The sequence below is a fragment of the Burkholderia sp. BCC0322 genome (assembly GCF_902833045.1).
Taxonomy (GTDB): Bacteria; Pseudomonadota; Gammaproteobacteria; order Burkholderiales; family Burkholderiaceae; genus Burkholderia.
In genome coordinates, this window is the sequence record NZ_CADFDU010000002.1 from 574,706 (window position 1) to 598,855 (window position 24,150).

Below are 24,150 nucleotides of genomic sequence, written 5' to 3' on the forward strand. Positions count from 1 at the left end.
GTAATCCACGCGCGCAACGACTCGACCTGGAGGCGAATATGAGCACCACCCCATCGTCCGCCTCCGCGGATTCGACCACCGAAGCCACGGCCCAGTCGCCTGCGCGCCAGTACATCGACGCGGTCCTCGAACAGTCCTTCCGGCATCTGTTCGGGCCGACCGCCACACCGGAGCAGCCCCGCAAGCACGGCGTCGTTTCGATCGCGAAACTGACGGCCGCGCTTGCCGAGTATCTTCCTCCGGAGGAAATCAAAGAGGTCAAGGCGGCGTTCCACTTCAGTGACGAAGCCCACCTCGGTCAATATCGCCAGAGCGGCGAACCCTATATCACCCATCCCGTCGCCGTCGCGGAAATCTGCGCCGGCTGGAAGCTCGACGCACAGGCCGTCATGGCGGCGCTCCTGCACGACGTGATGGAAGACCAGGGCGTGACCAAGAACGAGCTGGCCGAACGGTTCGGTCCGAAGGTCGCCGAACTGGTCGACGGCCTGTCGAAGCTCGACAAGATGGAGTTCCGCAGCCGCGAGGAAGCGCAGGCGGAAAACTTCCGCAAGATGCTGCTCGCGATGGCGCGCGACGTGCGCGTCATTCTCGTCAAGCTCGCCGACCGGCTGCACAACATGCGCACGCTCGGCGCGGTGCCGATGGAAAAGCGCCGCCGCGTCGCGCGGGAAACGCTCGACATCTACGCGCCGATCGCGCACCGCCTCGGGTTGAACAACACGTATCGCGAGCTGCAGGACATGAGCTTCGCGAACTTCAACCCGCATCGCTACGCGACGCTCGAGAAGGCCGTGAAGGCCGCGCGCGGCAACCGCCGCGAAGTGATCAGCAAGATCCTCGAGGCCGCGCAGCGTGCGATGGCCGATGCGAAGATCGACGCCGAGATCACCGGCCGCGAAAAGACCATCTACAGCGTCTACCGCAAGATGCGCGACAAGCAGCTGTCGTTCTCGCAGGTGCTCGATGTGTATGGCTTTCGCGTCGTCGTCGACAGCCCGCTCGACTGCTACACGTGCATCGGCGCGCTGCACGCGCTGTACAAGCCCGTGCCCGGCAAGTTCAAGGACTACATCGCGATCCCGAAGATCAACGGCTATCAGTCGCTGCACACGACGCTCGTTGGCCCGTTCGGTGCGCCGATCGAGTTCCAGGTGCGCACGCGCAAGATGCACGAGATCGCCGAGGCGGGGGTCGCCGCGCACTGGCTGTACAAGAACGGCAGCGCGGATCTCAGCGACGTGCAGAAGCGCGCGCACCAGTGGCTGAAGTCGCTGCTCGACATCCAGAGCGAAGCCGGCGATTCGAGCGAATTCCTCGAGCACGTGAAGATCGACCTGTTCCCCGACGCGGTCTACGTGTTCACGCCGAAGTCGAAGATCATGGCGCTGCCGCGCGGCGCGACGGCACTCGATTTCGCGTATTCGATCCACAGCGATCTCGGCAACCAGTGCGTTGCCGTGAAGATCAACAACGAACTGCTGCCGTTGCGCACCGAGCTGAAGAGCGGCGACATCGTCGAGGTGATCACGGCGCCGTATTCGAAGCCGAACCCCGCATGGCTCGGCTTCGTGCGTACCGGCAAGGCGCGCTCGGCGATCCGTCACTACCTGAAGACGATGCGCCTGAACGAATCGGTGCAGCTTGGCGAGCGGCTGGTCGACCAGAGCCTGAAGGGCTACGGTCTCGCGCTGGCCGATGTCGAGCCGGAAGTGTGGGAGAAGCTCGTGCAGTGGACGGGCAACAAGAGCCGTCAGGAAATCTTCGCGGACATCGGCCTCGGCCGCCGCGTGGCCGCGGTGATGGCCAAGCGCATCGAGGTGCTGATGAGCGGCCGCGATGCGGACGACGATCTGCCGAAGTCCGAGCGGCATCCGGCGCACCATGCGCCGCCGGTCGTGATTACCGGCACCGAAGGGATGTCCGTGCAGCTGTCGGCATGCTGCCGGCCGATTCCGGGCGACGCGATCATGGGTTACATCGGCATAGGCCTGGGGATGGCGATTCATACGACCGATTGCCGCGTGGCGCAGCGTATCCATCGCCGCGATCCGGGCCGCTGGATCGACGTCGAATGGGCGCCGCAGCCGGGCCGCCTGTTCGATGTCGCGGTGAAGGCGCTCGTGAAGAACACGAAGGGCATCTTTGCGCGCGTGGCGGCGGACATCACGTCGGCCGATGCGAATATCGTGCATATCGCGATGGACGAGGATCTGACGCACGAATCGACGGTGCTGCGCTTCGTGATCCAGGTCAGCGACCGTGTGCATCTCGCGAACGTGATGCGACGCGTTCGAACCAATCCGGACGTGATGCGGATCATGCGCGAGCGTTCGACCGACGATGGTACGCATGCGCGCCACGACGGTGGCATGCGCATCGAGCGCGAGCGGCAGGATTATTGACGCCTGGCCCGCGAGGCGATCGATCGACGGCGGCCGGTGGCCGCTGTTTTCATTTGGGCTGCCGGAGAGGCGAACGCGCGGTGTGGTCGACGTCCTTCCGAAAAGGGGCGCCACGCAACCGTACGTTGCCGGGACGTGAGCAAGGGAAGGGTAGGCGGAAAAGAAAAAGGGCTTTCCCGGAGGAAAGCCCTTTTAAGGTGGCGCGGCTGGCAGGATTCGAACCCACGACCCCTTGGTTCGTAGCCAAGTACTCTATCCAACTGAGCTACAGCCGCACGCAAAACGGTACTGCTTGACTGTCGGAACCTTCTGCGATGGGAAGGCCCCCAAAAAAGTGGCGCGGCTGGCAGGATTCGAACCCACGACCCCTTGGTTCGTAGCCAAGTACTCTATCCAACTGAGCTACAGCCGCACGCAAAACAAAACTTCTACTGCTTCGAACTGAAAGGGCCTTCGGTTCCGAAGGCCCTCGAAAAAGTGGCGCGGCTGGCAGGATTCGAACCCACGACCCCTTGGTTCGTAGCCAAGTACTCTATCCAACTGAGCTACAGCCGCACGCAGAAGCGAAATTATAGCAGGGTTGTATAAAAAGGGAAGCCTTATTCGCGAATTGTTCAGCGCGGTCTTGCCGGGGCGCCCTTCGTGTACCCTTGGAGCATCAGTCATCCATGTTGAATCCGCATCATGAACAAGGCGTTTGTCAAAGAGTCGGACGGCGACGACGACGATCTCGACCAGGCCCAGCCAGCGATCCCGGCGGGTGCGAAGAACTACATCACGCCGGCTGGCCACAAGCGGCTGAGGGACGAGCTGCTGAACCTGATCGACGTCGAGCGTCCCGAGGTCGTGCGGCTCGTGTCCTGGGCTGCGTCGAACGGCGACCGGTCGGAGAACGGCGACTATATCTACGGCAAGCGGCGGCTTCGCGAGATCGATCGCCGCATCCGTTTCCTGACGAAGCGGCTCGATCTGGCCGAAGTCGTCGATGCGAGCCGGCAGGAGAACGTCGACCAGGTGTTTTTCGGCGCAACGGTCGATTACGAGACACCGGACGGCGAGGATCACACGATCACGATCGTCGGGATCGACGAGGTCGATCTCGATCACGGCTGCGTCAGCTGGATTTCGCCGGTCGCGCGCGCGCTGATCAAGGCGAAGATCGGCGATACCGTCATGCTGATGACGCCGGCCGGCCCGCAACCGATCGAAGTGCTCGATGTCCGTTACCCCGCGCCGGGTAACGCCTGAGCGACGCACGGCGCTGCCCGACAAAGAAAAAGCGCCCCGATGGGGCGCTTCGTCATCCGGCGTGCGGCCAATGTGCCGGTCGCTTAGAAGCGGTGGCGCATGCCGGCCGTGACCGCGATCTGCTTGTTGGTCGATGATGCGGCGCCCAGCCCGTTGATATTGGCGCCGAGGTCGAGGCCGTCGTTGTTGACCTTCTGGAACTCGCCCTGCAGGTAGACATCGGTGCGCTTCGACAGTGCATAGTCCGCTTGCAGGTTGAACTGGTGCCAGGTCGGCTTGTCGCCGGCCAGGCGGCCCTGCGTATACGTGTAGGAGCCGGCGAGCGACAGCGCCGGTGTCAGCGCGTAGCGTCCGTTGAGTTCGTAGTTGCTGAAGCGCGCGGTTCCGCCGAGGCCCGTGATGCCGCCGGACACGCCGGACTGCCCCGCGCTGATTGCCCGGATGCCGGTCAGGCGCGTTTGTGTGAACACGAAGCCGACCGTGGCCGGGCCGAAACCGTAATTCAGGCCGGCGCCCCAGGTGCGCTGCACGCGCGATGCGAAGGTCCAGTCGCCGGTCACTGCGCCCGGATCGGTCGCTGCCTGCGCGAGTGCGTTCACGTCGCTGTTCAGCTGCAAGTAGGCCGCGGCGAAGTTGAAGCCCAGGTAGCTGTACGACACGCCGCCGCTATAGGCGCGGTTGTTCGCGAAAGCGGTCGAGTTCGAGAACCCGTACAACGCACCGAACTTGAGGCCGCCGTAGTTCGCGCTCTGATACTTGACCGAGTTGTTGATCCGGAACGAGTTGTTCAGGTTGTCGTTGTCGAACGGGTGGGCGAACTGGGTGCCGCCGTACTGGGTGCCGGTCAGCGACAGCGGCCCGAGATAGTCGACGACGCTGTCGTACTGCCGGCCCAGCGTCAGCGACCCGTAGCTGTCGTTGGCGAGGCCGACAAATGCTTGCCGGCCGAATTCCCGGCCGTTCTGCTTCAGCGCGCCGTTATTGATGCCGAAACCATTTTCCAGCGTGAAGATCGCTTTCAGGCCGCCGCCGAGATCTTCAGTGCCACGCAAGCCCCAGCGGCTGCCGTTGACCGAACCGCTTGTTTCCTGCCAGGCGCTATGGCCGTGCTGATTGTTCGTGTAGGTGATGCCTGCGTCGATCAAGCCATATAGCGTCACGCTGCTTTGGGCGTGAGCTGCCGTAACGAATACCCCCGACAACGCGGTGACGATCAGGGTTTTTTTCATGGATCTGTCTCCAAACAGGATGATATCGATCGAACCTGCTGCGGACCGGCATGTTTTGCTTGACGTTGCGGCCGGTCCGGCAGAGCGGCGGTGCGCTTATCAATAAGCCATCTGCAGTGTACGGAGTGCGTGGAGTGGGGGAGGGATCCGCTTTAAGCAATAATATATTTTGTAATCCGCAAAGATCGATGGGGCAGCGCAAACGATTGTCCATCAAGGGTTTGCGGCGGTGCAGCGAAGAAAAATGGCGATCAGGAGTCCGTAATGGGCGTTGCGCGATCGCGACAGGCAGTCAGCAGCAGACGGGGATGGTCATAGTCCGATTATTGACACATCGGCAATAGAGGTTTGTGTGGAGCATAACTAATGAAAGGTTGTTCTCTCGCTATACTGCGATCTCTGCTTTCCGAAGCAGACTTTTTCGTTGACGGAAAAGATCTCCAAACCTTTGTCGGCGCGACTTCCCAGTCGCGCTTTTTTTTTGCCCCGTCTGTCCGCGTGCTATTGCGGGAACGGGCGCCGCTTGCGCTTGGCCGCAGGCGCGGCCTCCGTGGCTTCGTTGGGCGGCGGCGTGTATGTCCAGTCTTCCATCACGTAGTGACGGGCATCGAGCGGCGACGAGAGCAGGTTCTGCCAGTGATCGCCGTGCCAGGTCGTATCGAATTCGGTGTCGCACGGCGCTTCGCGCGAGGATGCGGACTCGAGCAGGGCGCGGGACTTGCGGCGTACGCGTCCGAGCCGGCTCGCGAAGCGCTTGATTCCGTCCAGCCACATGACCTTCTCCTTCCTTCCGACGTCATGTGAGCATCGCAAGATCCCCGGATTTCCGCAACCCGGAAAAAACCCGAGGATTTTACCGATCAGATTTGTCCCCGGTAGGAATTTCATGACTGAAAATGCCTGGACTATGATCCCGGTAATATTGACAGGTTTTTGATGCGAATCAATTAATAAAAAGCGATGGTGTACCGATTCCAATGGTATTAGCGCTTTTTTGATAAAACGATCGTCAAAAATTTCCTTGACGCACCCGGATTGTCCCATTTATAAAGTCAGCACACCGTCCTCGGGCGGCGTGCTGGTGCGGGTGCTGGCGCAATGTTTCGGGATTTCGGGAAACGGCTATAAAAATAGCTTTTTTGATCTAATCGAGTGGGGAACGAAGACATGGATACCGGTATCGTGAAATGGTTTAACGATGCTAAAGGTTTCGGCTTTATTACGTCGGACAATGGCGGTGAAGATTTGTTTGCACACTTTTCCGAAATCAAGATGGACGGCTTCAAGACGCTGAAGGAAAACCAGCGTGTTTCGTTCGACGTGAAAGTCGGGCCGAAAGGCAAGCAGGCAGCGAATATCCAGGCGGTCTGACGCGCCACGCATTGCCGATCACGTCCGGCCCCCGCATTGCGGGGGCTTTTTATTTTCCGGGGACGGAACATTCCGGTTCGGGCTGGCCGCGAACGGGGATGCCGGTGCATACTCACGGAAGCATCGTTTCCCAGTCTTTTCATGTCCGATTCTCCCCGTCCGTCCGATCCCGCCAGCGAACAGCCGCTCGTTTTCGTCGACCTTGAAACCACTGGCGGCTCGCCCGCCGAACACCGCATCACCGAAGTCGGCGTGGTCGAAATCGGCCCGTTCGGCGTGTCGACATGGACGACGCTCGTCAATCCGGGGCAGCCGATTCCGCCGTTCATCCAGCAACTGACGGGTATTTCGGACGAGATGGTGCGCGACGCACCGTCATTTGCGTCGCTGGCGCCGGCGTTGTTCGAGCGGCTCGACGGCAAGCTTTTCGTCGCGCACAACGCGAGCTTTGATCGTGGCTTCCTGCGGGCCGAATTCGAGCGCGCCGGCTTCGCATTCAATCCCGATGTGCTGTGTACGGTGCGGCTGTCTCGAGCGCTGTTCCCGCGTGAATCGCGGCACGGGCTCGACGCGTTGATCGAACGTCACGGCCTCGTGCCGGCTGCCCGCCACCGGGCGCTGGCGGATGCCGACCTGCTGTGGCAGTTCTGGCGCCTGTTGCACGACATCGTGCCGCTCGAGCGGCTGCGTGACCAGATCACGCGCACGACGCGCCACTACCGTCTGGGCGGCGACCTGACCGAAGCCTGGCTCGATACCGCGCCGGCCGGATGCGGTGCGTACGCACTGTTCGGGGCGGAGGACGTGCCGCTGTATGTTGGCCGCAGCGTGCGTGTGCGGCAACGGCTGCGTGCGTTGCTCACGGGCGAGCGCCGTTCGTCGAAGGAAATGCGGCTTGCGCAGCAGGTGCGGCGTGTCGAGTGGCGCGAGACCGGCAACGAACTGGGGGCGATGCTCGCCGAAGCGCAATGGATCGCCCGGCTGCGGCCGTCGTACAACCGGCGCCCCGCGGCCGACGCCCGTGCCGGCGTTGCGCCCTGGCCGTTCGAAGGTGCCGTCGCGTTCGAGGCGAGCGGCGAGCGCCGCGTGTTTCATGTGATCGATGGCTGGCGCTATCTCGGCGCGGCGGAATCGCTCGACGCGGCCGCGCAACTCGCAGCCGACGGGACGGACGGTGCGTTCGAACCCTTCACCCACCGCCTGCTGCAGACGCATCTCGCGCGCGGCCTGCAACTGATTCCGCTCGCCGCGCTTACGCCTGCGGGGCAGGCGGGTTGATCAGGCGCGGTCGTCAACCGATCGCGCTTGCGCCGCCGGCCGAACAGACGTGCGACAGCGCGGTGCCGAGTGCCTGTGTTTGCGTGGAGTCGTAGCGCGTGAGCGTCTTCCAGTTGGCGATGCCGCGCGCGAGCCGCGCCTGGCAATCAGGCGCATCGCGCAGCGGTGCAACCTGCGCGAGCCCCGCGAGCATTTTCTGCGTCAGCCGGTCGAGCGCCGGGCGCGTGCTGGTCGCGAGATCGGGCGGCGTGCCTTCTGGCGGTCGCGTCGCGCGCCAGGTCGCGAACAGCGCGTTCTGTACGTCCTTGCTCGCGGCGATCTGATCCTCGAAGAACGTCCGGGCGAACGCGGGATCGACGCCGGCCTGTGCCGCGCGCCGCTCGACCGAGACGAGCAGTTCCGCCTCGCGCGGCCGGTCCTCGATTGCCTTGTGATTTGCCCATTTCCATCGAGCGACCGGTTCGGCGAGCGCGAGGCGTTGCGACGCGAGCGCGACGATGTTGGTGAGGGCGGTGTCGTCACCGTCTGCATTGGCGATGCGCGGGGACGAAAAGAGGGCGACGCCGAGCGCGGCGACAGCGAGGCTGGCACGAATGGCTTGCTTCATCGGAACGATCGGGAGACCCGGGCGGGCCGGAGGTGGAAAACCAGAAGGATAGACGAAGACAGTCGCGCGGCGTAGCGCAGCGACCGGAGAATCAGCAGGCGAGCTGATCCGGCACCGTCAGGCTGTTGCGGCCCGGGTGCGAGGCGAATTGCGCGCGATGCGCAGCGATGAACCGCACGATAGCGATGATCGACACGTAGCGGTTACAGAACCGAACAGGCGTTCACTTCGGCGAGTACAGCCTGTGCTGCTCGTCGAAGAATGCCCGCACGTGCTCGGGCAATTCGGCGAGGAATTCCACGCCGACGGGTTCCGGATCCGGGCTCATCACTTGCTCGGGCGGGGGCATGCGGGTTGGTCTTTCGTCCATGATTGTTTCTCCAGCAGGTTCGATGATTATCAACCTCGCGCTTGAATTTATGCCAGTGGCGAATCGTTAGATTTTGTCTCTGTTGTATTAACGGCACATGCGCTCTGACGCGCGCTGTGATGCCGACTATTGCTTCGTGCGGAATCGGCAACAATCGGCCCACTTGTTATACTTGCGCGCACTTTTTCTGGACCGCGATGAAACGAACGACGCGATGGATTGGCCTCGTATGGCTGGCGCTGGTACTGAACGTACTGTCGCCCGTCATTGGCTATGCGCGTCTTGCATCGAGCGGCGCCGGCGAGCTCACGCTCGAGTTGTGCAGTGCAGCGGGCGCCCGCCAGGTCGTGCTCGCGCAGGCGGGCGGCGATCACGATGCGTCGTCGTTCGACCATGCCGGCGTGCCGCACTGCGTGTACTGTCCCGGCTTCGCGGCGAACGTGGCGCTCGGGTCGAGCCTGCCCGTGTTGCCGGGCTTCGTGCGGACGTTCGCCTATCGCGCGGTCGCGCCGGCCATTCCCGAATTTCCCCGCAAGGGCATCCGTTTCGCGCAGCCTCGCGCCCCGCCTGAAAACGCTTCGATCTGATTGATGTCGTCCGCGCGCCCCGGTGGCGCGCGTGCCGTCCGCGGCCGGGCCGCGTGCCGCGCCGTTCGTGCGCGGTGCGCGCTCGTGTCCGGCGGCGTCCGGTCACGTTTTCAGGAATTCACTCATGCCCTCTCTCTTCGCCGCGCGGTCGTTGCGCGGCCGGCTCGCGCTCGCGTGCGCGGCCGCGTTCGCGTGGTCCGCCGCTCATGCGGCCTCAACCGACGATGCACGCGGCACTGCCCCGCGTGGTGGCGCCGAGCGTGCCGCCGATGCTGCCGTTCCCGCTTCGGCTGTCGCACCCGTGGCGCCGGCGGCCGGCGATACGCTGACCGCCGTCAGCGTGACCGCGCAGCGGCAACCGATCGATCCGGATACGCCGGCCGTCGTCACGTCGATCACGCGCGAGCAGATCGAATCGCACACCAACGTGACCACCGAGGACGCGCTGAAGTACGCGCCGAACCTGATGGTCCGCAAGCGCTATATCGGCGACCGCAACAGCGTGTTCGCAGGCCGCGACTTCAACGAACTGCAGAGCGCGCGCGGACTCGTCTATGCCGACGGCGTGCTGCTGTCGAACCTGCTCGGCTCCAGCTACGCGTACCCGCCGCGCTGGTCGCTCATTCCGCCCGACGATATCGCGCGCGTCGACGTGCTCTACGGCCCCTTTTCCGCGCTGTATCCGGGCAATTCGATCGGCTCGACCGTGCTGCTCACGACGCGCCGCCCGGAAACGCTCGAGGCGTCGCTGTCGACGCAGTTCTTCACGCAGCGCTATCACGACGGCTACGGATTCGCGGACAGCTTCGGCGGCAATCACCAGACCGCGCGGATCGCGAACCGCGTCGGCCGGTTCTGGTTCGCGCTGTCGCTCGACCGGCTCGAGAACAACGGTCAGCCGATGCAGTACGCGAGCCCCAATTCGGCGTACAACCCGAAGCTCGGCATTGCCGTGCCCGTGACGGGCGCCGTGACCGACATCGGGCCCAACGGCCGGCCGCGGACCATCGTCGGCGCGCAGACGATCGAGCGGACCGAGCAGCTCAACGAGACGGTCCGGATGGGCTATGCGTTTACCGACCACGTCGATGCAACGCTCACGCTCGGGCACTGGGAGAACCATTACCGGCAGCACGGCGAGACCTTTCTGCGCGATGCGGCCGGCAATCCGGTCTACGGCGGCAATGTGTCGATCGGCGGCCAGAACATGACCGTCGCGCCGAATGCATTCGCGCCGCAGCGTGGCGACCAGGAGAACTGGCTGTACGCGCTCGGCCTGAACGGCCGCCTCGATTCCGGCTGGCGCCTGTCGGGCGTCGTATCCGCATACGACGTGTCGCGCGACGTGCAGCGCTCGGCGTCGACCGTGCAGGGCGGCGCAGGCACGCTGTTCCAGGGCGACGGTACCGGCTGGCGCACGCTTGACCTGAAGGCCGAGGCGCCGGAAGTGAAGGGCCATACGTTCACGTTCGGCTATCACTACGACAATTACTTCCTGCGCAACGTCACGTACAACACGGCCGACTGGCTGGCCGGGCCGACCATGTCGCTGTCGAGCGTGTATCGCGGCGACACGCGCACGCAGGCGCTGTTCGGCCAGGACGCGTGGCGCTTCGCGCCGGGCTGGCTCGCGACGCTGGGGTTGCGTTACGAGCGCTGGGATGCGTATGGGGGCGCGCTCGGCAATGCAACGGGCACGCTCGGCTATGCGGACCGGAGCGCGAACGCGCTGTCGCCGAAAGTCGCGCTGCAATGGGATGCGACCGACGTCTGGCGCTTCCGGCTGTCGTTCGCGACCGGCACGCGTTTCCCGACGGTCGGCGAACTGTTCCAGGGCACGATCTCGAACAACGCGATCGTCAACAACAACCCGAACCTGCGGCCGGAAAAGGCGATCGACTGGGACTTCACGGCCGAGCGCGACGTGGGTGTCGGCGTCGTGCGTGCCAGCGTGTTCCAGAGCGATCTGCGCGATTCGATCTACAGCCAGACGACAGTCTCGGGCGCGACGACGGTGACCAACATCTCGAACGTCGATCGTGTGCGTGTGCGCGGCGTCGAACTCGCGTTCAGCGGCGAGAACGTCGGGCTGCGCGGGCTCAATCTCGACGCGAACGTGTCGGCGAGCAACGCGCAGATCCTTGCCGATGCCGCGAATCCCGCGTACGTCGGCTCGCGCTTTCCGCGAATTCCGCGCATGCGTGCGAACCTGCTCGCGTCGTATCGCTTCGACGAACACTGGCTTGCGAGCGTCGGCGTGCGCTACTCGGGCCGCCAGTTCAACACGCTCGACAACAGCGACGTGAATCCGGACGTCTACGGCGGCACGAGTTCGTTCACGGTCGTCGACCTGAAGGCGCGCTACCGTTTCGACCGTCACTGGACCGCGTCGCTCGGCATCGACAACCTGACGGATCGACGCTACTACGTGTTCCACCCGTATCCGGGGCGTACTTTCTATGGAGAACTGAAATGGTCGCTGTGAGATCGCGCGCGGCCGACGTCGCGCGCCTGTATGCGGCCGCGCACGAGCGGCCGCTGGCGGTCGAGATCTGGTCGCTCGATTGCGGATACTGTCGCGAGAACGCCGCGCATCCGGTTGCGTGGCAGCGTCGCCATCCGGACGTGCAACTCGCGATGGTCGCGTACGACGACAACGGCGCGGCCATCTCGCATGCGCTCACGCAGATGAAATTGCCGCCGCAGGTTGCGCAGTACGCGAACGCGGAGCCGATGCCCGCGCGTCTGCGCGCGGCGCTCGATGCGGGATGGAGAGGGGAAATGCCACGCACCGTGTGGATTGGGCGCGATGGCGCATGCGAAGCGCGCAGCGGATTGCTGACGGCAGACGTGCTCGAGAACCGGTTGCAGTGCGCGGAGCGCTGAACGGGCCGGCGGCGCGCGGCGAACGGGCCGCGCGCCGGCCTGATGCGAAAACGCGCCCGAAGGCGCGTGGAGAGAAGCGTCAGGCCGCTCGCTTGAATAGCCGGATCACGAACAGCAGGATCACCGCGCCGACGACCGCGACGATAACCGAACCGATGAAGCCGCTGCCGATGCTGATGCCGAGCAGCCCGGCGAGCCAGCCGCCAATCACCGCGCCAACGATCCCGACGATGATGTCGACGATCAGCCCGAAGCCGCCGCCCTTGACGAGCAAGCCGGCAAGCCAGCCGGCGATCGCGCCGATGATGAGCCACATAATCAAGCCATGAGCCATGGTTGTCCTCTCCTTGAGTTGTATCGAATGACCGGACGTCGGCTGTGTCGCCGCAAGCTGAATGAATGCGGCATCGCGACCCGCCGTGCCGCCCACGCAATGTACCGCGATAGACGGGTCGGAATCGTTAAGTAATGTTATGCACCCTTAACGGGATTTTCCAGAGAATTCGTCTGCGTACGGCGACGCTCGCGCACGGGCAATGCGCGACGAAATGAATCTGTAAGAACGGGGCGCCGGTGAAGCCGGTCGGCCATGCGCGTCATCGTTCGCGCGTCGATGCCTGCATGCCCGCGTCGGGCAATCCGTCGCTTGCGTCTGCGATCGGCCGTGCGACGGTCGTGGCATCGCCGATCGCCTCGATCGACGGCAGGGCGAAGCGGGCGAGAAAGCGCGACGCATCGGCTTCACCGATCCGCGTCATCGTGCGGCCGGGGTCGGTGTCGAGCGTGTCGCGTTCGGTATCCGTCATCATGCGGTTTCTTGAGGGGCGGTTGATGCGTCCGAACTCGTACGCGAAGATCGTGCATTGCACGACCGACAGCGCGTCGTCGAACAGCTTCAGCACTTCGGCTGCGAATGCGTTCAATTCGCTGTCGCCGATCATGGCGACGAGGCGCGTCGCACGCGATACGTCCAGTTGCCCGGTGAGTTCGGTCGCGCGAGACGGCCACGTGCGCATGATGCTCGGAGAGGGCTGATCGGTCCGTCGATTGTGATCGGCGTGGTGCAGCGCGGGAGTCGGGTGATGCCCGCAAGCGGAGCGGACGCGGGCAGAAGGAGGGCGGCGCACGATTTGGCGCCCGGAATGAGAAAAGGGCTGACAAGCAATGCTTGTCAGCCCTTTATAACTTGGTGCCGGAGATAGGAGTCGAACCTACGACCTTCGCATTACGAATGCGCTGCTCTACCAACTGAGCTACACCGGCATCAGAGAAACGAAATTATAAGGTGAAATTTGAAACCTTGGCAATAGGTTTTGCGAATTTTTTTCAGCTTGCTGCTGCTGTTTCGCGAAACTCATCGACTCGGCAAACTTCCCGCTTCGTTTCACTGCGACGCGACCCGTTGGGGTCACATCGAGAGGCGCGATTTTACGTACGTCGCGCGACCCTGTCTAGTGCTGCAGTGCAAATTTATTGCTTTTCCTGATGGTAACCGGTCACGCGCTCGACTTCGTTCTTCGAACCGAGGAACACCGGGACGCGCTGATGCAGGCCCGTCGGCTGCACTTCCATGATGCGCTGCGTGCCGGTCGTCGCGGCACCGCCTGCCTGTTCGACGATGAACGACATCGGGTTCGCTTCGTACATCAGGCGCAGCTTGCCCGGACGATCGGGCGTGCGCTTGTCGGCCGGGTACATGAAGATGCCGCCGCGGTTCAGGATCCGGTGCACGTCGGCAACCATCGATGCGATCCAGCGCATGTTGAAGTTGTCGCCGCGCGGGCCGTCCTTGCCGGCGTTCAGTTCGTCGACGTAGCGCTTGACCGGGTCGTACCAGTGGCGCGCGTTCGATGCGTTGATCGCGTATTCACGCGTGTCGGCCGGAATCTGCATGTTGCTCTGCGTGAGCACCCACGAGCCGACTTCGCGGTCGAGCGTGAAGCAGTTCACGCCGTTGCCGGTCGTCAGCACGAACACCGTCTGCGGGCCGTACACGGCGTAGCCGGCCGCGACCTGCTGGGTGCCGGGCTGCAGGAACGATTCCTCGGTTGCCTGCTTGCCGTCCGGGCAGCGCAGCACCGAGAAGATCGTGCCGATCGACACGTTCACGTCGATGTTCGACGAGCCGTCGAGCGGATCGAACACGAGCAGGTATTCGCCGCGCGGGTAGTTCGCGGGGATCGGGAAGAACGTTTCCATTTCTTCCGATGCCATCGCGGCGAGGTTGCCGCCCCATTCGTTCGCGTCGAGCAGGATCTCGTTCGACAGGATGTCGAGCTTCTTCTGCACTTCGCCCTGGACGTTCTCGCTGCCGGCGGTGCCGAGCGCTTCGCCGAGCGCGCCCTTCGACACGTTGTAGCTGATCGCCTTGCACGCGCGTGCGACGACTTCGATCAGCAGGCGCAGGTCGGCGGGGAGGTTGTTGGTCTCACGTTGCTGTTCGATCAGGAACTTCGACAGCGTGGTGCGGCGGGCAATGGACATGACAGACTCCAGAAGGCCAAAGAATCCTTGAATGGCCGCAATTTTACCCGTCGCGCCTCTCGTACCGCCGGGTTTTTTCGTCCGGTTACATGGCCGGGCGGCCGGCCCGGTTTCCGGAGGGGGAGACGGGCGGGACGCGCGTTGTCGCGGCGGCAGGCGGCGCGGTCGGACCCCGCGATTGCGCTCGGTTCCAGCCGTACTCGCACAATAAAAAAGCCGGTGCCGCGACGGGCGGCACCGGCTGTATCGCACACGCGCGATGCGGGCGAGGGCGTTACGCGAGCGCCTTCTCGACGATTTCGCGCACGTCGCGCGATTTCGCACCGGCGGCGACCTGCTCGAGCGCGTCGCGCATCCGGTCGCGCAGTGCCGGCGTGAAGCGGCGCCACAATTCGAGCGAGCGGGCGAGGCGCGCCGCGACCTGCGGGTTGATCGCGTCGAGCGCGAGCACCTGTTCGGCCCAGAACGCGTAACCCGAGCCGTCCGCCGCGTGGAATTGCGCGGGGTTGGCCGCGCAGAAGCTGAAGATCAGCGAGCGTGCGCGGTTCGGATTCTTCAGGTTGAACGCGGGGTGCGCGAGCAGCTTGCGGACCTTCGCGAGCGTCGGCTGCGCGGGCGTACCGCGTTGCGCGGCCTGCATCGCGAACCACTTGTCGATCACGAGCGCTTCCTTCTCGAAGCGGCGATAGAAATCGTCGAGCGCGTGCTCGGCCGGTTCGTTCGTGCCGGTGGCCGCGGCGGACAGCAGCGCGCCCAGCGCCGCCGCGCGATCGGTCATGTTGTTCGCCGCATCGTATTGCGCAGTCGCGAGGCGCACGGCATCGGCCGGATCCTCGAGCTCGGCGAGATACGCGAGCGCGAGGTTCTTCAGCGCGCGGCGGCCGGAGGCCTCCGGCGTCGGTTCGTAGGCGCCGGGCGTCTGGTGCTGCTCGATTGCGCCGAGCCAGTCGGCGCGCAGCGCGGTGGCGAGCTGGCGGCGCACGAACTGGCGCGCGCGATGCACGGCGGCCGGATCGGCTTCCGCCATCTGGTCGGCGAGGTAGGTTTCCGACGGCAGCGTCAGCGCGAGTTCACGGAACGCAGGCGACAGCGTCGCGTCGGTCAGCACGCGGCGGAATGCGGCGACGAAGTTCTCGCCGAGCGTGAGCGGCTCGTTCGCGGCCGCACGCGCGGCGAGCGTCAGCAGCGCGCGCGTCGCGAGGCGCTGGCCGGCTTCCCAGCGGTTGAACGGATCGCTGTCGTGCGCGAGCAGGAAGGCGAGGTCATCGTCGCTGTAGTCGTACTCGACGATCACCGGCGACGAGAAATTGCGCAGCAGCGACGGCAGCGGTTGTTCCGGTACGTCGACGAACGTGAAGGTCTGCTCGGTGTCGGTGAACTCGAGCACGCGCGTCGTGCCTGCCGCGGCGGCTTCGCCGTCGAGACGCAGCGGCAGGTCGCGGCCGTCGCGACCGATCAGGCCGATCGCGAACGGAATCAAGAGCGGCCCTTGCTGCGTTTCGCGCGCGGCCGGCGAAGCGTCGCCGTAACCCTGCGCGAGGGTGACCGTATAGCGGCGCGCGGCCGCGTCGTACGCGGTGCGCACCGACACGCGCGGCGTGCCGGCCTGGCTGTACCAGCGCTCGAACTGCGCGAGATCGCGCCCGTTCGCGTCGGCCATCGCGTGACGGAAGTCGTCGCAGGTCACTGCATGGCCGTCGTGGCGCTTGAAGTACAGGTCCATCCCCTTGCGGAAGCCGTCGCGGCCGAACAGCGTCTGGTACATCCGCACGACTTCCGAGCCTTTCTCGTAGACGGTCATCGTGTAGAAGTTGTTGATCTCGACGTAGCTCTCCGGGCGCACCGGGTGGGCCATCGGGCCCGCGTCCTCGGCGAACTGCAACTGGCGCAGCACGCGCACGTCCTCGATGCGCTTGACCGCGCGGGCCGCCGATTCGATGTCGTCGCCCGCGGCCATGTCGGCCGAGAATTCCTGGTCGCGGAACACCGTCAGGCCTTCCTTCAGGCTCAGCTGGAACCAGTCGCGGCAGGTCACGCGGTTGCCGGTCCAGTTGTGGAAGTACTCGTGGCCGACCACCGATTCGATGTTCGCGAAGTCGGTGTCGGTCGCGGTCTCGGGGTTCGCCAGCACGTACTTCGTGTTGAAGATGTTGAGCCCCTTGTTTTCCATCGCGCCCATGTTGAAATCGCCGACCGCGACGATCATGAAGCGGTCGAGATCGAGCTCGAGGCCGAAGCGCTTCTCGTCCCAGCGGATCGAGTGGATCAGCGAATCCATCGCATGACGTGTCTTGTCGAGGTCGGCCGGTTCGACCCACACCTGCAGCAGCTTTTCCTTGCCCGAGCCGGTCGTGATTTTCTCCTCGATCGCGACGAGCTTGCCCGCGACTAGCGCGAACAGGTAGCTCGGCTTGCGGAACGGGTCTTCCCACTTCGCGTAGTGGCGGCCGTCGGGCAGGTCGCCCGAATCGACGAGGTTGCCGTTCGACAGCAGCACCGGGTACGCGGCCTTGTCGGTGCGCAGCGTGACCGTGTACGACGCCATCACGTCCGGGCGGTCGAGGAAGTAGGTGATGCGGCGGAAACCTTCGGCTTCGCACTGCGTGAAGAAGTTGCCGCTCGACACATAGAGGCCGGATAGCGTCGTATTCTGGTCGGGTGCGCATGCGCTTTCGAGCGTCAGCTCGAAAGCTTCGGGGACGTTCTCGACGGTCAGCCCGTGTTCGTGCGCGCGCACGGCGCCATGCGGCGCGCCGTCCACGTGTGCGCCGAGGAATTCAAGCGCTTCGCCCATCAGCTCGAGGTGCGGCGCGGGCGCGGCGTCCGGATTGCGGCGCACGCGCATCGTATTCCTGACGATCGTACGGGCCGGCGCGAGATCGAATTCGAGTGCGACGGAATCGATGAGGAAGGCCGGCGGCGTGTAGTCGGCGCGGCGGATCACGGTGGAAGAGGCGTTGTCGGACATGGTCGTCGAGATCGGTGGAGTGGGGGACGGGCCCGTGGCACGGGCCGGGCGAACCGGGCCATTGTACAAAGGCTGGCGGCCGCGTGCCGGGCGAACTTTTTACCGGTTCCGGGAGTCCGCGTATTATCGGCATCCCGTTACGGTTCGCGCGGTGCGACGAACGGGTGACGGATCGAAGAGGATCAACATGAAACGCCAATGGATTCAACGCGGTGCGGGCTGGGCGGCGGTGCTGTGCGTGGCGCTGCTGACCGGCTGCACCAGCTACGTGACGACCCAGGTCACGGCCTTCTCCGACTGGAGCGGCAGCGACGCGACACGCACCTATGCATTCACGCGCACCGATGCTCAGAAGAACAGCATCGAGCAGTCGACCTACGAGCCGATCGTCGCGAACGAACTGTCCACGTATGCGTTCCGGCAGGTGCCTCAGGCGCAGGCGCGGTACCTCGTCGGGCTGACCTATGCGGTCGGCAGCGATCTCGTGACGGTGCCGCAGCCGGTCTATTACGATCCGTGGTTTGCGCCCGGGCCGTACTGGCGGCGCGGGCCGTGGGGCCCGTGGGGGCCCTGGGGGCCGATGCCGGCCGGCTACGTCGCGCAGACGTACCAGGTGTTCGACTACACGCTCGGAATCCGCATCACCGAGCGCGCGACGGGCAAGGAGGTGTACAACGTGTCCGCGCGTACGACCGGCGACAACGGCACGCTGCTGTACGCGATGCCGTTCCTCGCGCGCAGCGCGCTCGCCGATTTCCCGCTGTCGAACGGCGCGGTCCGTTCGGTCCGGCTGCCGGTCGACAAGCGCGGCGGTCCGGCGGCGCCGGCCGCCAACGAGCGCGCGGTGCCGGTGGCGCCTGCTTCGGGCGCAGCCGCCGCGAAGTAACGCGGCTACAGTCTCGGCGCGGCCGACCGGCCGCGCCTGCCATCGTCCGCCCCGTCAGACCCCGATGCCCAGCAGCGCCAGCGCGCCGAGCACGACGAACAGCACGGCCGCGATCCCGTGGACGAGCTTTGTCGGCAGGCGGTGCGCGAAGCGGTCGCCCAGCAGGATCGCGGGCACGTTCGCGAGCATCATCCCGAACGTCGTGCCGGCCACGACACCGATGTAGTCCTGGAAGCGCGCGGCCAGCGCGACGGTCGCGATCTGCGTCTTGTCGCCCATTTCCGCGAGGAAGAAGGCGACGAGGGTCGCACCGAACACGCCGAGCCGCGAACGGTTGGCATTGGCTTCGTCGGCATCGAGCTTGTCCGGCACGAGGATCCACAACCCCATCGCGATGAACGAGAACGCGAGCGCCCAGCGCATGATCGACGGGGTGACGAGCGCGCCGAGCCATTCGCCGAGCGCGCCGGCGAAACCGTGGTTCACGAGCGTCGCGACGAGCACGCCAAGGATGATGGGGATCGGCTTGCGATAGCGCGCGGCCAGCACGAGAGAAAGCAGTTGGGTCTTGTCGCCGATTTCAGCGAGCGCGACGGCGCCGGTGGAGATCAGGAAGGCTTGGGACACGTATGGGGTTCCACGGGCCGATGTTGTGCGTGCGAGCGACGATCCACGGCGCGCCGGGCCCTGATGCGGCGCACTGTGAACCATCGGTCTCGCCAGGCCTAGGTGGCTGCGCCCGCCATGGCCGTACGGCCAAGTCTGTTGACGGACGCCTCCGTCACGATGCGCGCCGGGGGCGCGGGACATCGAGCGGAGCGGCTACTCCCCAATGAGGGGCGAATTCTAGCATGGCGCGTTATGCGCGGGAAAGCGGTTGGCGGGCGCTGCGCCCGGGGTCGGGGCAGGATCGGCGTACGGCGATCTCCAGCGGTACGGCAGGCCCGGCAGGCGCGGAGGCGGAGGCCCGCGCGTGCCGGGGCGAACCCCGGCAGGTCGTTACGCGGCGGGGCGGCGTGCCGCGCCGCGCTCGTGGACGAGCTTGCCGGCCGCATAGGTGCGGTACACAGCACGGTCGTCGCCAAGCAGCGCAAAGGCGAACAGCAGCTCCTCGAGCGAATCCGCGCGTTTCGTACGGCGCGCGAGCAGCGGCGTGGCCTGCGGATCGAGCACGACGAAGTCGGCCTCGGTGCGCGGTGCGAGCGTGCCTACCGTATCGGTGAGGTCGAGCGCCTGCGCGGCGCCGGCCGTCGCGAGCCAGAACATCCGCGTCGCGGTCAGGTGGTGGCCCGACAGCCGCGCGACCTTGTGCGCTTCGTTCATCGTCTGCAGCATCGAGAACGACGTGCCGCCGCCTACGTCGGTCGCGAGCGTGACGGGCACGTCGTATTCACCGGCCTTGTCGAAATCGAACAGCCCGCTGCCGAGGAAGAAATTCGACGTCGGGCAGTGTGCGACGACGGTGCGCGTTTCGGCCATCCGGCGGCGGTCCTCGTCGTCGAGGTGGATGCAGTGGCCGTACACCGCGCGCGGGCGCAGCAGCCCGTAGCGGTCGTAGATGTCGAGATAGCTGCGATGGCCGGGGAACAGCTCGGCCACCCATTTCACCTCGTCGACGTTCTCCGCGACATGGCTCTGCACGAACACGTCCGGATGGCGGCGCGCGAGTTCGCTGCACGCCTCGAGCTGCGCCTCGGTCGACGTCGGCGCGAAGCGCGGCGTGAGCGCGTACATCTGGCGACCCTTGCCGTGCCAGCGGCCGATCAGCTCGGCGCTGTCGTCATAACCCGATTGCGCGGTATCGCGCAGGAATTCGGGGCAGTTGCGGTCCATCAGCACCTTGCCCGCGATCATTCGCAGGTCGCGCGCGTCGCTGGCCGCGAACAGCGCATCGGCCGACTGCTTGTGCACCGTGCAGTAGACGAGCGCGCTCGTGGTGCCGCAGGCGAGCAGTTCGTCGACGAAGAAGTCGGCGACTTCGCGCGCATGCTCGGGATCGCCGAACTGGCGCTCGGTCGGGAACGTGTACTTGTCGAGCCACGGCAGCAGGCCCGGCGCCGGCGACGCGATCATGTCGGTCTGCGGATAGTGGATGTGCGTGTCGATGAAGCCGGGCACGATCAGCTTGTCGCGCAGGTCATGGACGATCGCGTCGCGCGCGAGCGTCGCGGCGAGCTGCGCGTACCGGCCAGCCGCGACGACCTTGCCGTCGTCGACGACCAGGAGGCCGTCGGTCTCGTAGTTCGCGGCCTGGCTCGATTGCGCCGGGTCGCCGTTGAAGGTCAGCAGCTGGGAACGAAAAGCGGTTTGCGTCATGACGAATGGTCCTGCATCAAGGTAAGGCGAACAGAAGAAAACGAGCGACGTCGCACGAGGGCAAGGCGGCGACTGGCGAGCGGGCACGGCACGCTGCGTGCGGCACGACCGGATGCGAAAGCGCGGGCGAACGTGGCGGCCGAAGCCGCCAGCGAGTGGTTGCCGGCGGGCCTCGCAGCCGTTGTGCTCGCGCCCGATGCGGTGGCGAGCGCAACGGCAAATCGCGACGGCAGGCACGCGCGCGCGACGACGAACGGCGCCGTCGCCGCTCGGGCACGCACGCGATCGCCCCGGCGCAAGGCCGGGCCGGGAGTCGCGAAGCGGATGCCGTAGCCGTGTTTCATCTGTCTAGCGCACCTCGATGCCGGCCGTCACGCGGCTTGCCAGTACGCGTCGAGGCGCGCGATCAGCGCGTCGCGCTGCGCCGGGTCGACGAACGACGCCTCGAAGCCGTTGCGGATCACCGCCTGGACTTCGGCATCCGTGAGTTGCAGCCCCGCGACCGTCGCGAAGTAGTTTTCATTGACGTAGCCGCCGAAATAGGCCGGATCGTCGGAGTTGATCGTCACCGCGACGCCGCGATCGAGCAGCGCCTTCAGCGTGTGCTTCGCCATGTCGTCGAACACGCAAAGCTTCAGGTTCGACAGCGGGCACACGGTGAGCGCCGTGCGCGTCCTGGCGAGACGCTCGACGAGTGCCGCGTCCTCGATGCTGCGCACGCCGTGGTCGATCCGGTCGACCTTCAGCACGTCGAGCGCTTCATAGATGTACGCGGGCGGGCCTTCCTCGCCCGCGTGGGCGACGAGTTTCAGCCCGAGCGCGCGCGCTTTCTCGAACACGCGTGCGAACTTCGTCGGCGGATGGCCGAGCTCGGACGAATCGAGGCCCACGCCGATCAGGCGATGGCGATAGCGCTCGAACAGCGGCAGCGCGGATTCGAACGTCGCGAGCGCGTCCTCTTCGGACAGGTGGCGCAGGAAGCACAGAATCAGCTTGCTCGACAGTCCGCGCTGCTCGGCGTCGGCGAGTGCGCGCTCGATGCCCGCGACGACCGTCTCGATCGGCACGCCGCGTTCGGTGTGCGTCTGCGGGTCGAAGAACAGTTCGGTGTGGACGACGTTGTCGGCGAGCGCGCGTTCGCAGTACGCGGCCGTCATGTCGTAGAAATCCTGCTCGGTCAGCAGCACGCTCGCGCCTGCGTAATAGATGTCGAGGAACGACTGCAGGTCGGTGAACGCGTACGCGGCGCGCAGCGCGTCGATCGAGTCGTACGCGAGCTTCACGCCGTTGCGCTGCGCGAGCGCAAAAATCAGTTCGGGCTCGAGCGAGCCTTCGATATGGATGTGCAGCTCCGCTTTCGGTGCGCGGGCAATCTTGTCCTTGAATGTCGGGGTCATGGCGTCGTTCTTGGTCGGTCAATAGGTAGGGGAAGCCTGCGCGGACGCGTTCGCGTTTGCCTCGACGGCCTGCAGCAATTGCGCCGCCACCGAGATCGCGATCACTTCGGGCGCCTTGTCGATGATGCCTTCGACACCGATCGGGCAGCGCATCCGTGCGACCTGGGCCGGGTCGATGCCGATGGCTGCGAGCCGATGATCGAACTGCACGCGTTTCGCGTGCGAGCCGGTCATCCCGAAGTACACATAGTCACCGCGCCGCAGGATGCGCTCGGCCAGCACGAAATCGAGTGCGTGGTCATGCGTCATCACGACGAAGTAGGACTGCGGCGGTGCCGTGTCGACCGCGTCGGCCGGGGCAGCGGCCGCTTCGATCGCGAGGTTGCCGATGCCGGCGAGCGCGTCCGCCGGCGGGAACGCCGCATCCGGTCCGTCGATCCAGCGCACGTGGCACGGCAGCGTCGCCAGTACCTTCACGAGCGCGGTGCCGATGTGCCCGGCGCCGAACAGGACGACGGGGAACGCATACGGCGCGATCGTTTCGGTCATCAGCGACACGCCGCCGGTTTCCCACAGCAGGCAGTCGGCACGTGCGGCTTCCGATTCGGGCTCGCTCAACAGCGGCGCGCCCGGCGAGGGGCCGAATGATACGCTACGCACGGTCGCGGCGCCGGCCGCGACACGCTTCGCGAGCGACATGATCCAGCCGAGATCGCCCACATCGAGCCGCTCGAAGGCGAGCACCACCGCGCCGCCGCAGCACTGGCCGAGGCTCGGGCCGAGTGCGAGCCGCTCGAGCCGGCGCGCGTGCGGCACGTGCGCGCCATCCTTCAGCAGATGCCGCGCGATCTCGATCGCCTTCCATTCCAGATGACCGCCGCCGATCGTATGGCGGGCCGTGTCGCGCGTGACGAGCATCTTGGTGCCGGCTTCGCGCGGTGCGGAGCCGTCGGTATGCGCGACCGTCACGAGCACGGCCGCTTCGCCATGCGCGAGCAGTTGCTGCAGATCGCCGAGCCAGGCTTCCATCAGCACGCTCCGTTCGGGGCGACGTGGCAGGACACGCGGCGCGGGCTGGCGAGCGTGGCGGCAACGATGACGGACGGGAGCGAGGCGGGCCGGCCGCACGGCCGATGCGGTGAGGCGGCAGCGCGCGGACGGCGTTCGCGGACGGCACCGCCGGATGCGCGGACGCCATGAGAGTGACGGATGCGGATGGTTTGCGTTGTCATGATGAATCCAGTCGACATTGCGGATCGGGCGCGCGTTACGCAGGGGGAGTGAGACCGCCTGGCCTCGCGCACGTAGATCGCCATCCGGTCATGAAGATAGCACCGCAGGGCGGCGGGAACATCGCGTGGCGGTGATCCGGGCTATCAGGAGGCGATCATGTCGATCATAGGCCCGCCGCGCGGGATCGGGGCGCCGATGCGTGCACATCGGGCTGAAACGCAGGCGTGGCGGGGAGCGGCGCGGAAGTCGCACGATGCGCGTTCGCCCGGAGATCCGGGCGGCGGCGGAGTAGGTGTTTACGCTTGACGGCCCAGATGCGGCCCGGGCGAGCAGGCGAGCGGGCCGCGTACAGGCCGGTCGAAACCGGCCGGTCAGCCCACGAGCTTGCGGCGATGGCGCCAGAGGCTCGCGACGACCGCGATCAGGATCACGGCGAAGCCGATCAGCGACCAGCCGGGCAGCAGGATGCCGAGGATCGGCGGGTAGACGGTCTCGCACAGCCCGGCGACCTTGAACATGCCGGGGAACCAATGCGCGGGCGGCAGGCTGTCGACGATCGGCTGCAGCGTGTCGAAGCCGCAGCTGAAGCCCGGGTTCATCTGGATCGACAGGTGCCGAGCGGCCGTGCCGACGCCGCCGGCCGCGGCGATCGCGATCAGCAGCTCGAGCACCCAGACGCCGCGCCAGTTGCGGATCCCGGCGGCCAGGAACGCGAAGATCCCGATCGCGCAGAAGAAGTAGCGCTGGATGATGCACAGCGGGCACGGATCTTCGTTCTTCACGTACTGCAGGTAGAGCGCACCGGCCAGCAGGGCGATGCACACCCATCCGAGCAGCATCAGCAGGCGGCGTTCGCGGCGGAGTGCGAGCGTGTAGTCGTTCATG

At 65.6% G+C, this 24,150-nt stretch carries 22 protein-coding genes, 4 tRNA genes, 1 pseudogene and 1 riboswitch; of the genes and pseudogenes, 8 read left to right on the forward strand and 19 right to left on the reverse strand.

Annotated features, from left to right (window positions below):
• The first annotated feature begins 38 nt into the window (after positions 1 to 38).
• The gene (locus tag HWX39_RS08695; protein WP_175967051.1) at positions 39 to 2,405 is read left to right on the forward strand and encodes a bifunctional (p)ppGpp synthetase/guanosine-3',5'-bis(diphosphate) 3'-pyrophosphohydrolase; all 2,367 of its coding nucleotides are present in this window, start codon (positions 39 to 41) and stop codon (positions 2,403 to 2,405) included.
• 198 nt (positions 2,406 to 2,603) lie between these two features.
• Here the strand turns inward: HWX39_RS08695 and HWX39_RS08700 are convergent.
• The 3 genes from HWX39_RS08700 to HWX39_RS08710 all read right to left on the reverse strand — a co-directional run bounded on the left by HWX39_RS08700 (position 2,604) and on the right by HWX39_RS08710 (position 2,960).
• Positions 2,604 to 2,680 (reverse strand) — tRNA-Arg (locus tag HWX39_RS08700).
• A gap of 60 nt (positions 2,681 to 2,740) precedes the next feature.
• Positions 2,741 to 2,817 (reverse strand) — tRNA-Arg (locus HWX39_RS08705).
• 66 nt (positions 2,818 to 2,883) lie between these two features.
• Positions 2,884 to 2,960, reverse strand: a tRNA-Arg gene (locus HWX39_RS08710).
• Positions 2,961 to 3,089: 129 nt separating this feature from the next.
• On the opposite strand from HWX39_RS08710, the gene greB reads away from it, so the two are divergent.
• A complete protein-coding gene (gene greB / locus HWX39_RS08715) occupies positions 3,090 to 3,653 on the forward strand; it encodes a transcription elongation factor GreB (protein WP_175967053.1) in 564 nt (187 codons plus the stop codon).
• A gap of 83 nt (positions 3,654 to 3,736) precedes the next feature.
• Here greB and HWX39_RS08720 read toward each other — a convergent pair whose 3' ends face one another.
• Together HWX39_RS08720 and HWX39_RS08725 are read right to left on the reverse strand one after the other, a co-directional pair.
• Positions 3,737 to 4,882: a porin gene (locus HWX39_RS08720; RefSeq protein WP_175967055.1), complete on the reverse strand. Its 1,146-nt coding sequence runs from the start codon at positions 4,880 to 4,882 to the stop codon at positions 3,737 to 3,739.
• A gap of 501 nt (positions 4,883 to 5,383) precedes the next feature.
• Positions 5,384 to 5,656, reverse strand: a complete 273-nt coding sequence (locus HWX39_RS08725; protein ID WP_175967662.1) for a hypothetical protein — start codon at positions 5,654 to 5,656, stop codon at positions 5,384 to 5,386.
• Between the two features lie 393 nt (positions 5,657 to 6,049).
• Between HWX39_RS08725 and HWX39_RS08730 the strand changes: the two genes are divergently transcribed.
• Positions 6,050 to 6,253 carry a cold-shock protein gene (locus HWX39_RS08730; protein WP_011351289.1) on the forward strand — a complete coding sequence of 68 codons (204 nt, stop codon included), beginning with the start codon at positions 6,050 to 6,052 and terminating at the stop codon, positions 6,251 to 6,253.
• A 141-nt stretch (positions 6,254 to 6,394) separates the two neighbouring features.
• On the forward strand, positions 6,395 to 7,531 hold the full coding sequence (locus HWX39_RS08735; RefSeq protein WP_175967058.1) for an exonuclease domain-containing protein: 1,137 nt from the start codon (positions 6,395 to 6,397) through the stop codon (positions 7,529 to 7,531).
• A gap of 13 nt (positions 7,532 to 7,544) precedes the next feature.
• On the opposite strand, the gene HWX39_RS08740 is transcribed toward HWX39_RS08735, so the two are convergent.
• Positions 7,545 to 8,138, reverse strand: coding sequence for a chorismate mutase (locus tag HWX39_RS08740; RefSeq protein WP_175967060.1), 594 nt, complete (start codon positions 8,136 to 8,138; stop codon positions 7,545 to 7,547).
• Positions 8,139 to 8,361: 223 nt separating this feature from the next.
• Positions 8,362 to 8,508: a hypothetical protein gene (locus HWX39_RS08745; protein WP_175967062.1), complete on the reverse strand. Its 147-nt coding sequence runs from the start codon at positions 8,506 to 8,508 to the stop codon at positions 8,362 to 8,364.
• Positions 8,509 to 8,705: 197 nt separating this feature from the next.
• Here HWX39_RS08745 and HWX39_RS08750 point away from each other — a divergent pair, with 197 nt between their 5' ends.
• The 3 genes from HWX39_RS08750 (at position 8,706) to HWX39_RS08760 (ending at position 11,981) form a co-directional block, all read left to right on the forward strand.
• Positions 8,706 to 9,095 (forward strand): DUF2946 domain-containing protein, encoded by a 390-nt coding sequence (locus HWX39_RS08750; RefSeq protein WP_175967064.1) that lies wholly within the window; start codon positions 8,706 to 8,708, stop codon positions 9,093 to 9,095.
• 124 nt (positions 9,096 to 9,219) lie between these two features.
• On the forward strand, positions 9,220 to 11,580 hold the full coding sequence (locus HWX39_RS08755) for a TonB-dependent receptor (RefSeq protein WP_175967066.1): 2,361 nt from the start codon (positions 9,220 to 9,222) through the stop codon (positions 11,578 to 11,580).
• Positions 11,568 to 11,981: a TlpA family protein disulfide reductase gene (locus tag HWX39_RS08760; RefSeq protein ID WP_175967068.1), complete on the forward strand. Its 414-nt coding sequence runs from the start codon at positions 11,568 to 11,570 to the stop codon at positions 11,979 to 11,981. The genes HWX39_RS08755 and HWX39_RS08760 overlap by 13 nt, the downstream gene beginning before the upstream one ends.
• A gap of 79 nt (positions 11,982 to 12,060) precedes the next feature.
• Here HWX39_RS08760 and HWX39_RS08765 read toward each other — a convergent pair whose 3' ends face one another.
• The 6 genes and pseudogenes from HWX39_RS08765 to pepN form a co-directional block, all read right to left on the reverse strand.
• The gene (locus HWX39_RS08765; RefSeq protein WP_114176412.1) at positions 12,061 to 12,315 is read right to left on the reverse strand and encodes a GlsB/YeaQ/YmgE family stress response membrane protein; all 255 of its coding nucleotides are present in this window, start codon (positions 12,313 to 12,315) and stop codon (positions 12,061 to 12,063) included.
• A gap of 262 nt (positions 12,316 to 12,577) precedes the next feature.
• On the reverse strand, positions 12,578 to 12,790 hold the full coding sequence (locus tag HWX39_RS08770) for a hypothetical protein (protein ID WP_175967664.1): 213 nt from the start codon (positions 12,788 to 12,790) through the stop codon (positions 12,578 to 12,580).
• 12 nt (positions 12,791 to 12,802) lie between these two features.
• Positions 12,803 to 12,997, reverse strand: a pseudogene (locus HWX39_RS36790) (LuxR family transcriptional regulator); the annotation flags it as partial.
• Between the two features lie 171 nt (positions 12,998 to 13,168).
• Positions 13,169 to 13,244 (reverse strand) — tRNA-Thr (locus HWX39_RS08780).
• Positions 13,245 to 13,451: 207 nt separating this feature from the next.
• Positions 13,452 to 14,465 carry a class 1 fructose-bisphosphatase gene (locus HWX39_RS08785; protein ID WP_089439471.1) on the reverse strand — a complete coding sequence of 338 codons (1,014 nt, stop codon included), beginning with the start codon at positions 14,463 to 14,465 and terminating at the stop codon, positions 13,452 to 13,454.
• 274 nt (positions 14,466 to 14,739) lie between these two features.
• Positions 14,740 to 17,433, reverse strand: coding sequence for an aminopeptidase N (gene pepN, locus HWX39_RS08790; RefSeq protein ID WP_175967070.1), 2,694 nt, complete (start codon positions 17,431 to 17,433; stop codon positions 14,740 to 14,742).
• A gap of 187 nt (positions 17,434 to 17,620) precedes the next feature.
• On the opposite strand from pepN, the gene HWX39_RS08795 reads away from it, so the two are divergent.
• Positions 17,621 to 18,319, forward strand: coding sequence for a DUF4136 domain-containing protein (locus tag HWX39_RS08795; protein WP_175967072.1), 699 nt, complete (start codon positions 17,621 to 17,623; stop codon positions 18,317 to 18,319).
• 54 nt (positions 18,320 to 18,373) lie between these two features.
• Here the strand turns inward: HWX39_RS08795 and HWX39_RS08800 are convergent, their stop codons facing one another.
• From HWX39_RS08800 to HWX39_RS08825, 6 genes are all read right to left on the reverse strand, one after another.
• The gene (locus tag HWX39_RS08800) at positions 18,374 to 18,946 is read right to left on the reverse strand and encodes a TMEM165/GDT1 family protein (RefSeq protein ID WP_175967074.1); all 573 of its coding nucleotides are present in this window, start codon (positions 18,944 to 18,946) and stop codon (positions 18,374 to 18,376) included.
• 78 nt (positions 18,947 to 19,024) lie between these two features.
• Positions 19,025 to 19,162, reverse strand: a riboswitch (yybP-ykoY riboswitch).
• Positions 19,163 to 19,318: 156 nt separating this feature from the next.
• Positions 19,319 to 20,635, reverse strand: a complete 1,317-nt coding sequence (gene guaD / locus HWX39_RS08805) for a guanine deaminase (RefSeq protein WP_175967076.1) — start codon at positions 20,633 to 20,635, stop codon at positions 19,319 to 19,321.
• Positions 20,632 to 20,979 (reverse strand): hypothetical protein, encoded by a 348-nt coding sequence (locus HWX39_RS08810; RefSeq protein WP_175967078.1) that lies wholly within the window; start codon positions 20,977 to 20,979, stop codon positions 20,632 to 20,634. Before HWX39_RS08810 ends, guaD begins: the two co-directional genes overlap by 4 nt.
• Positions 20,980 to 21,006: 27 nt before the next feature.
• Positions 21,007 to 22,032: an adenosine deaminase gene (locus HWX39_RS08815; protein WP_175967081.1), complete on the reverse strand. Its 1,026-nt coding sequence runs from the start codon at positions 22,030 to 22,032 to the stop codon at positions 21,007 to 21,009.
• An 18-nt stretch (positions 22,033 to 22,050) separates the two neighbouring features.
• Positions 22,051 to 23,061 (reverse strand): xanthine dehydrogenase accessory protein XdhC, encoded by a 1,011-nt coding sequence (xdhC, locus tag HWX39_RS08820; RefSeq protein WP_175967083.1) that lies wholly within the window; start codon positions 23,059 to 23,061, stop codon positions 22,051 to 22,053.
• A gap of 575 nt (positions 23,062 to 23,636) precedes the next feature.
• On the reverse strand, positions 23,637 to 24,149 hold the full coding sequence (locus HWX39_RS08825; RefSeq protein ID WP_175967085.1) for a disulfide bond formation protein B: 513 nt from the start codon (positions 24,147 to 24,149) through the stop codon (positions 23,637 to 23,639).
• Position 24,150: the final 1 nt, after the last annotated feature.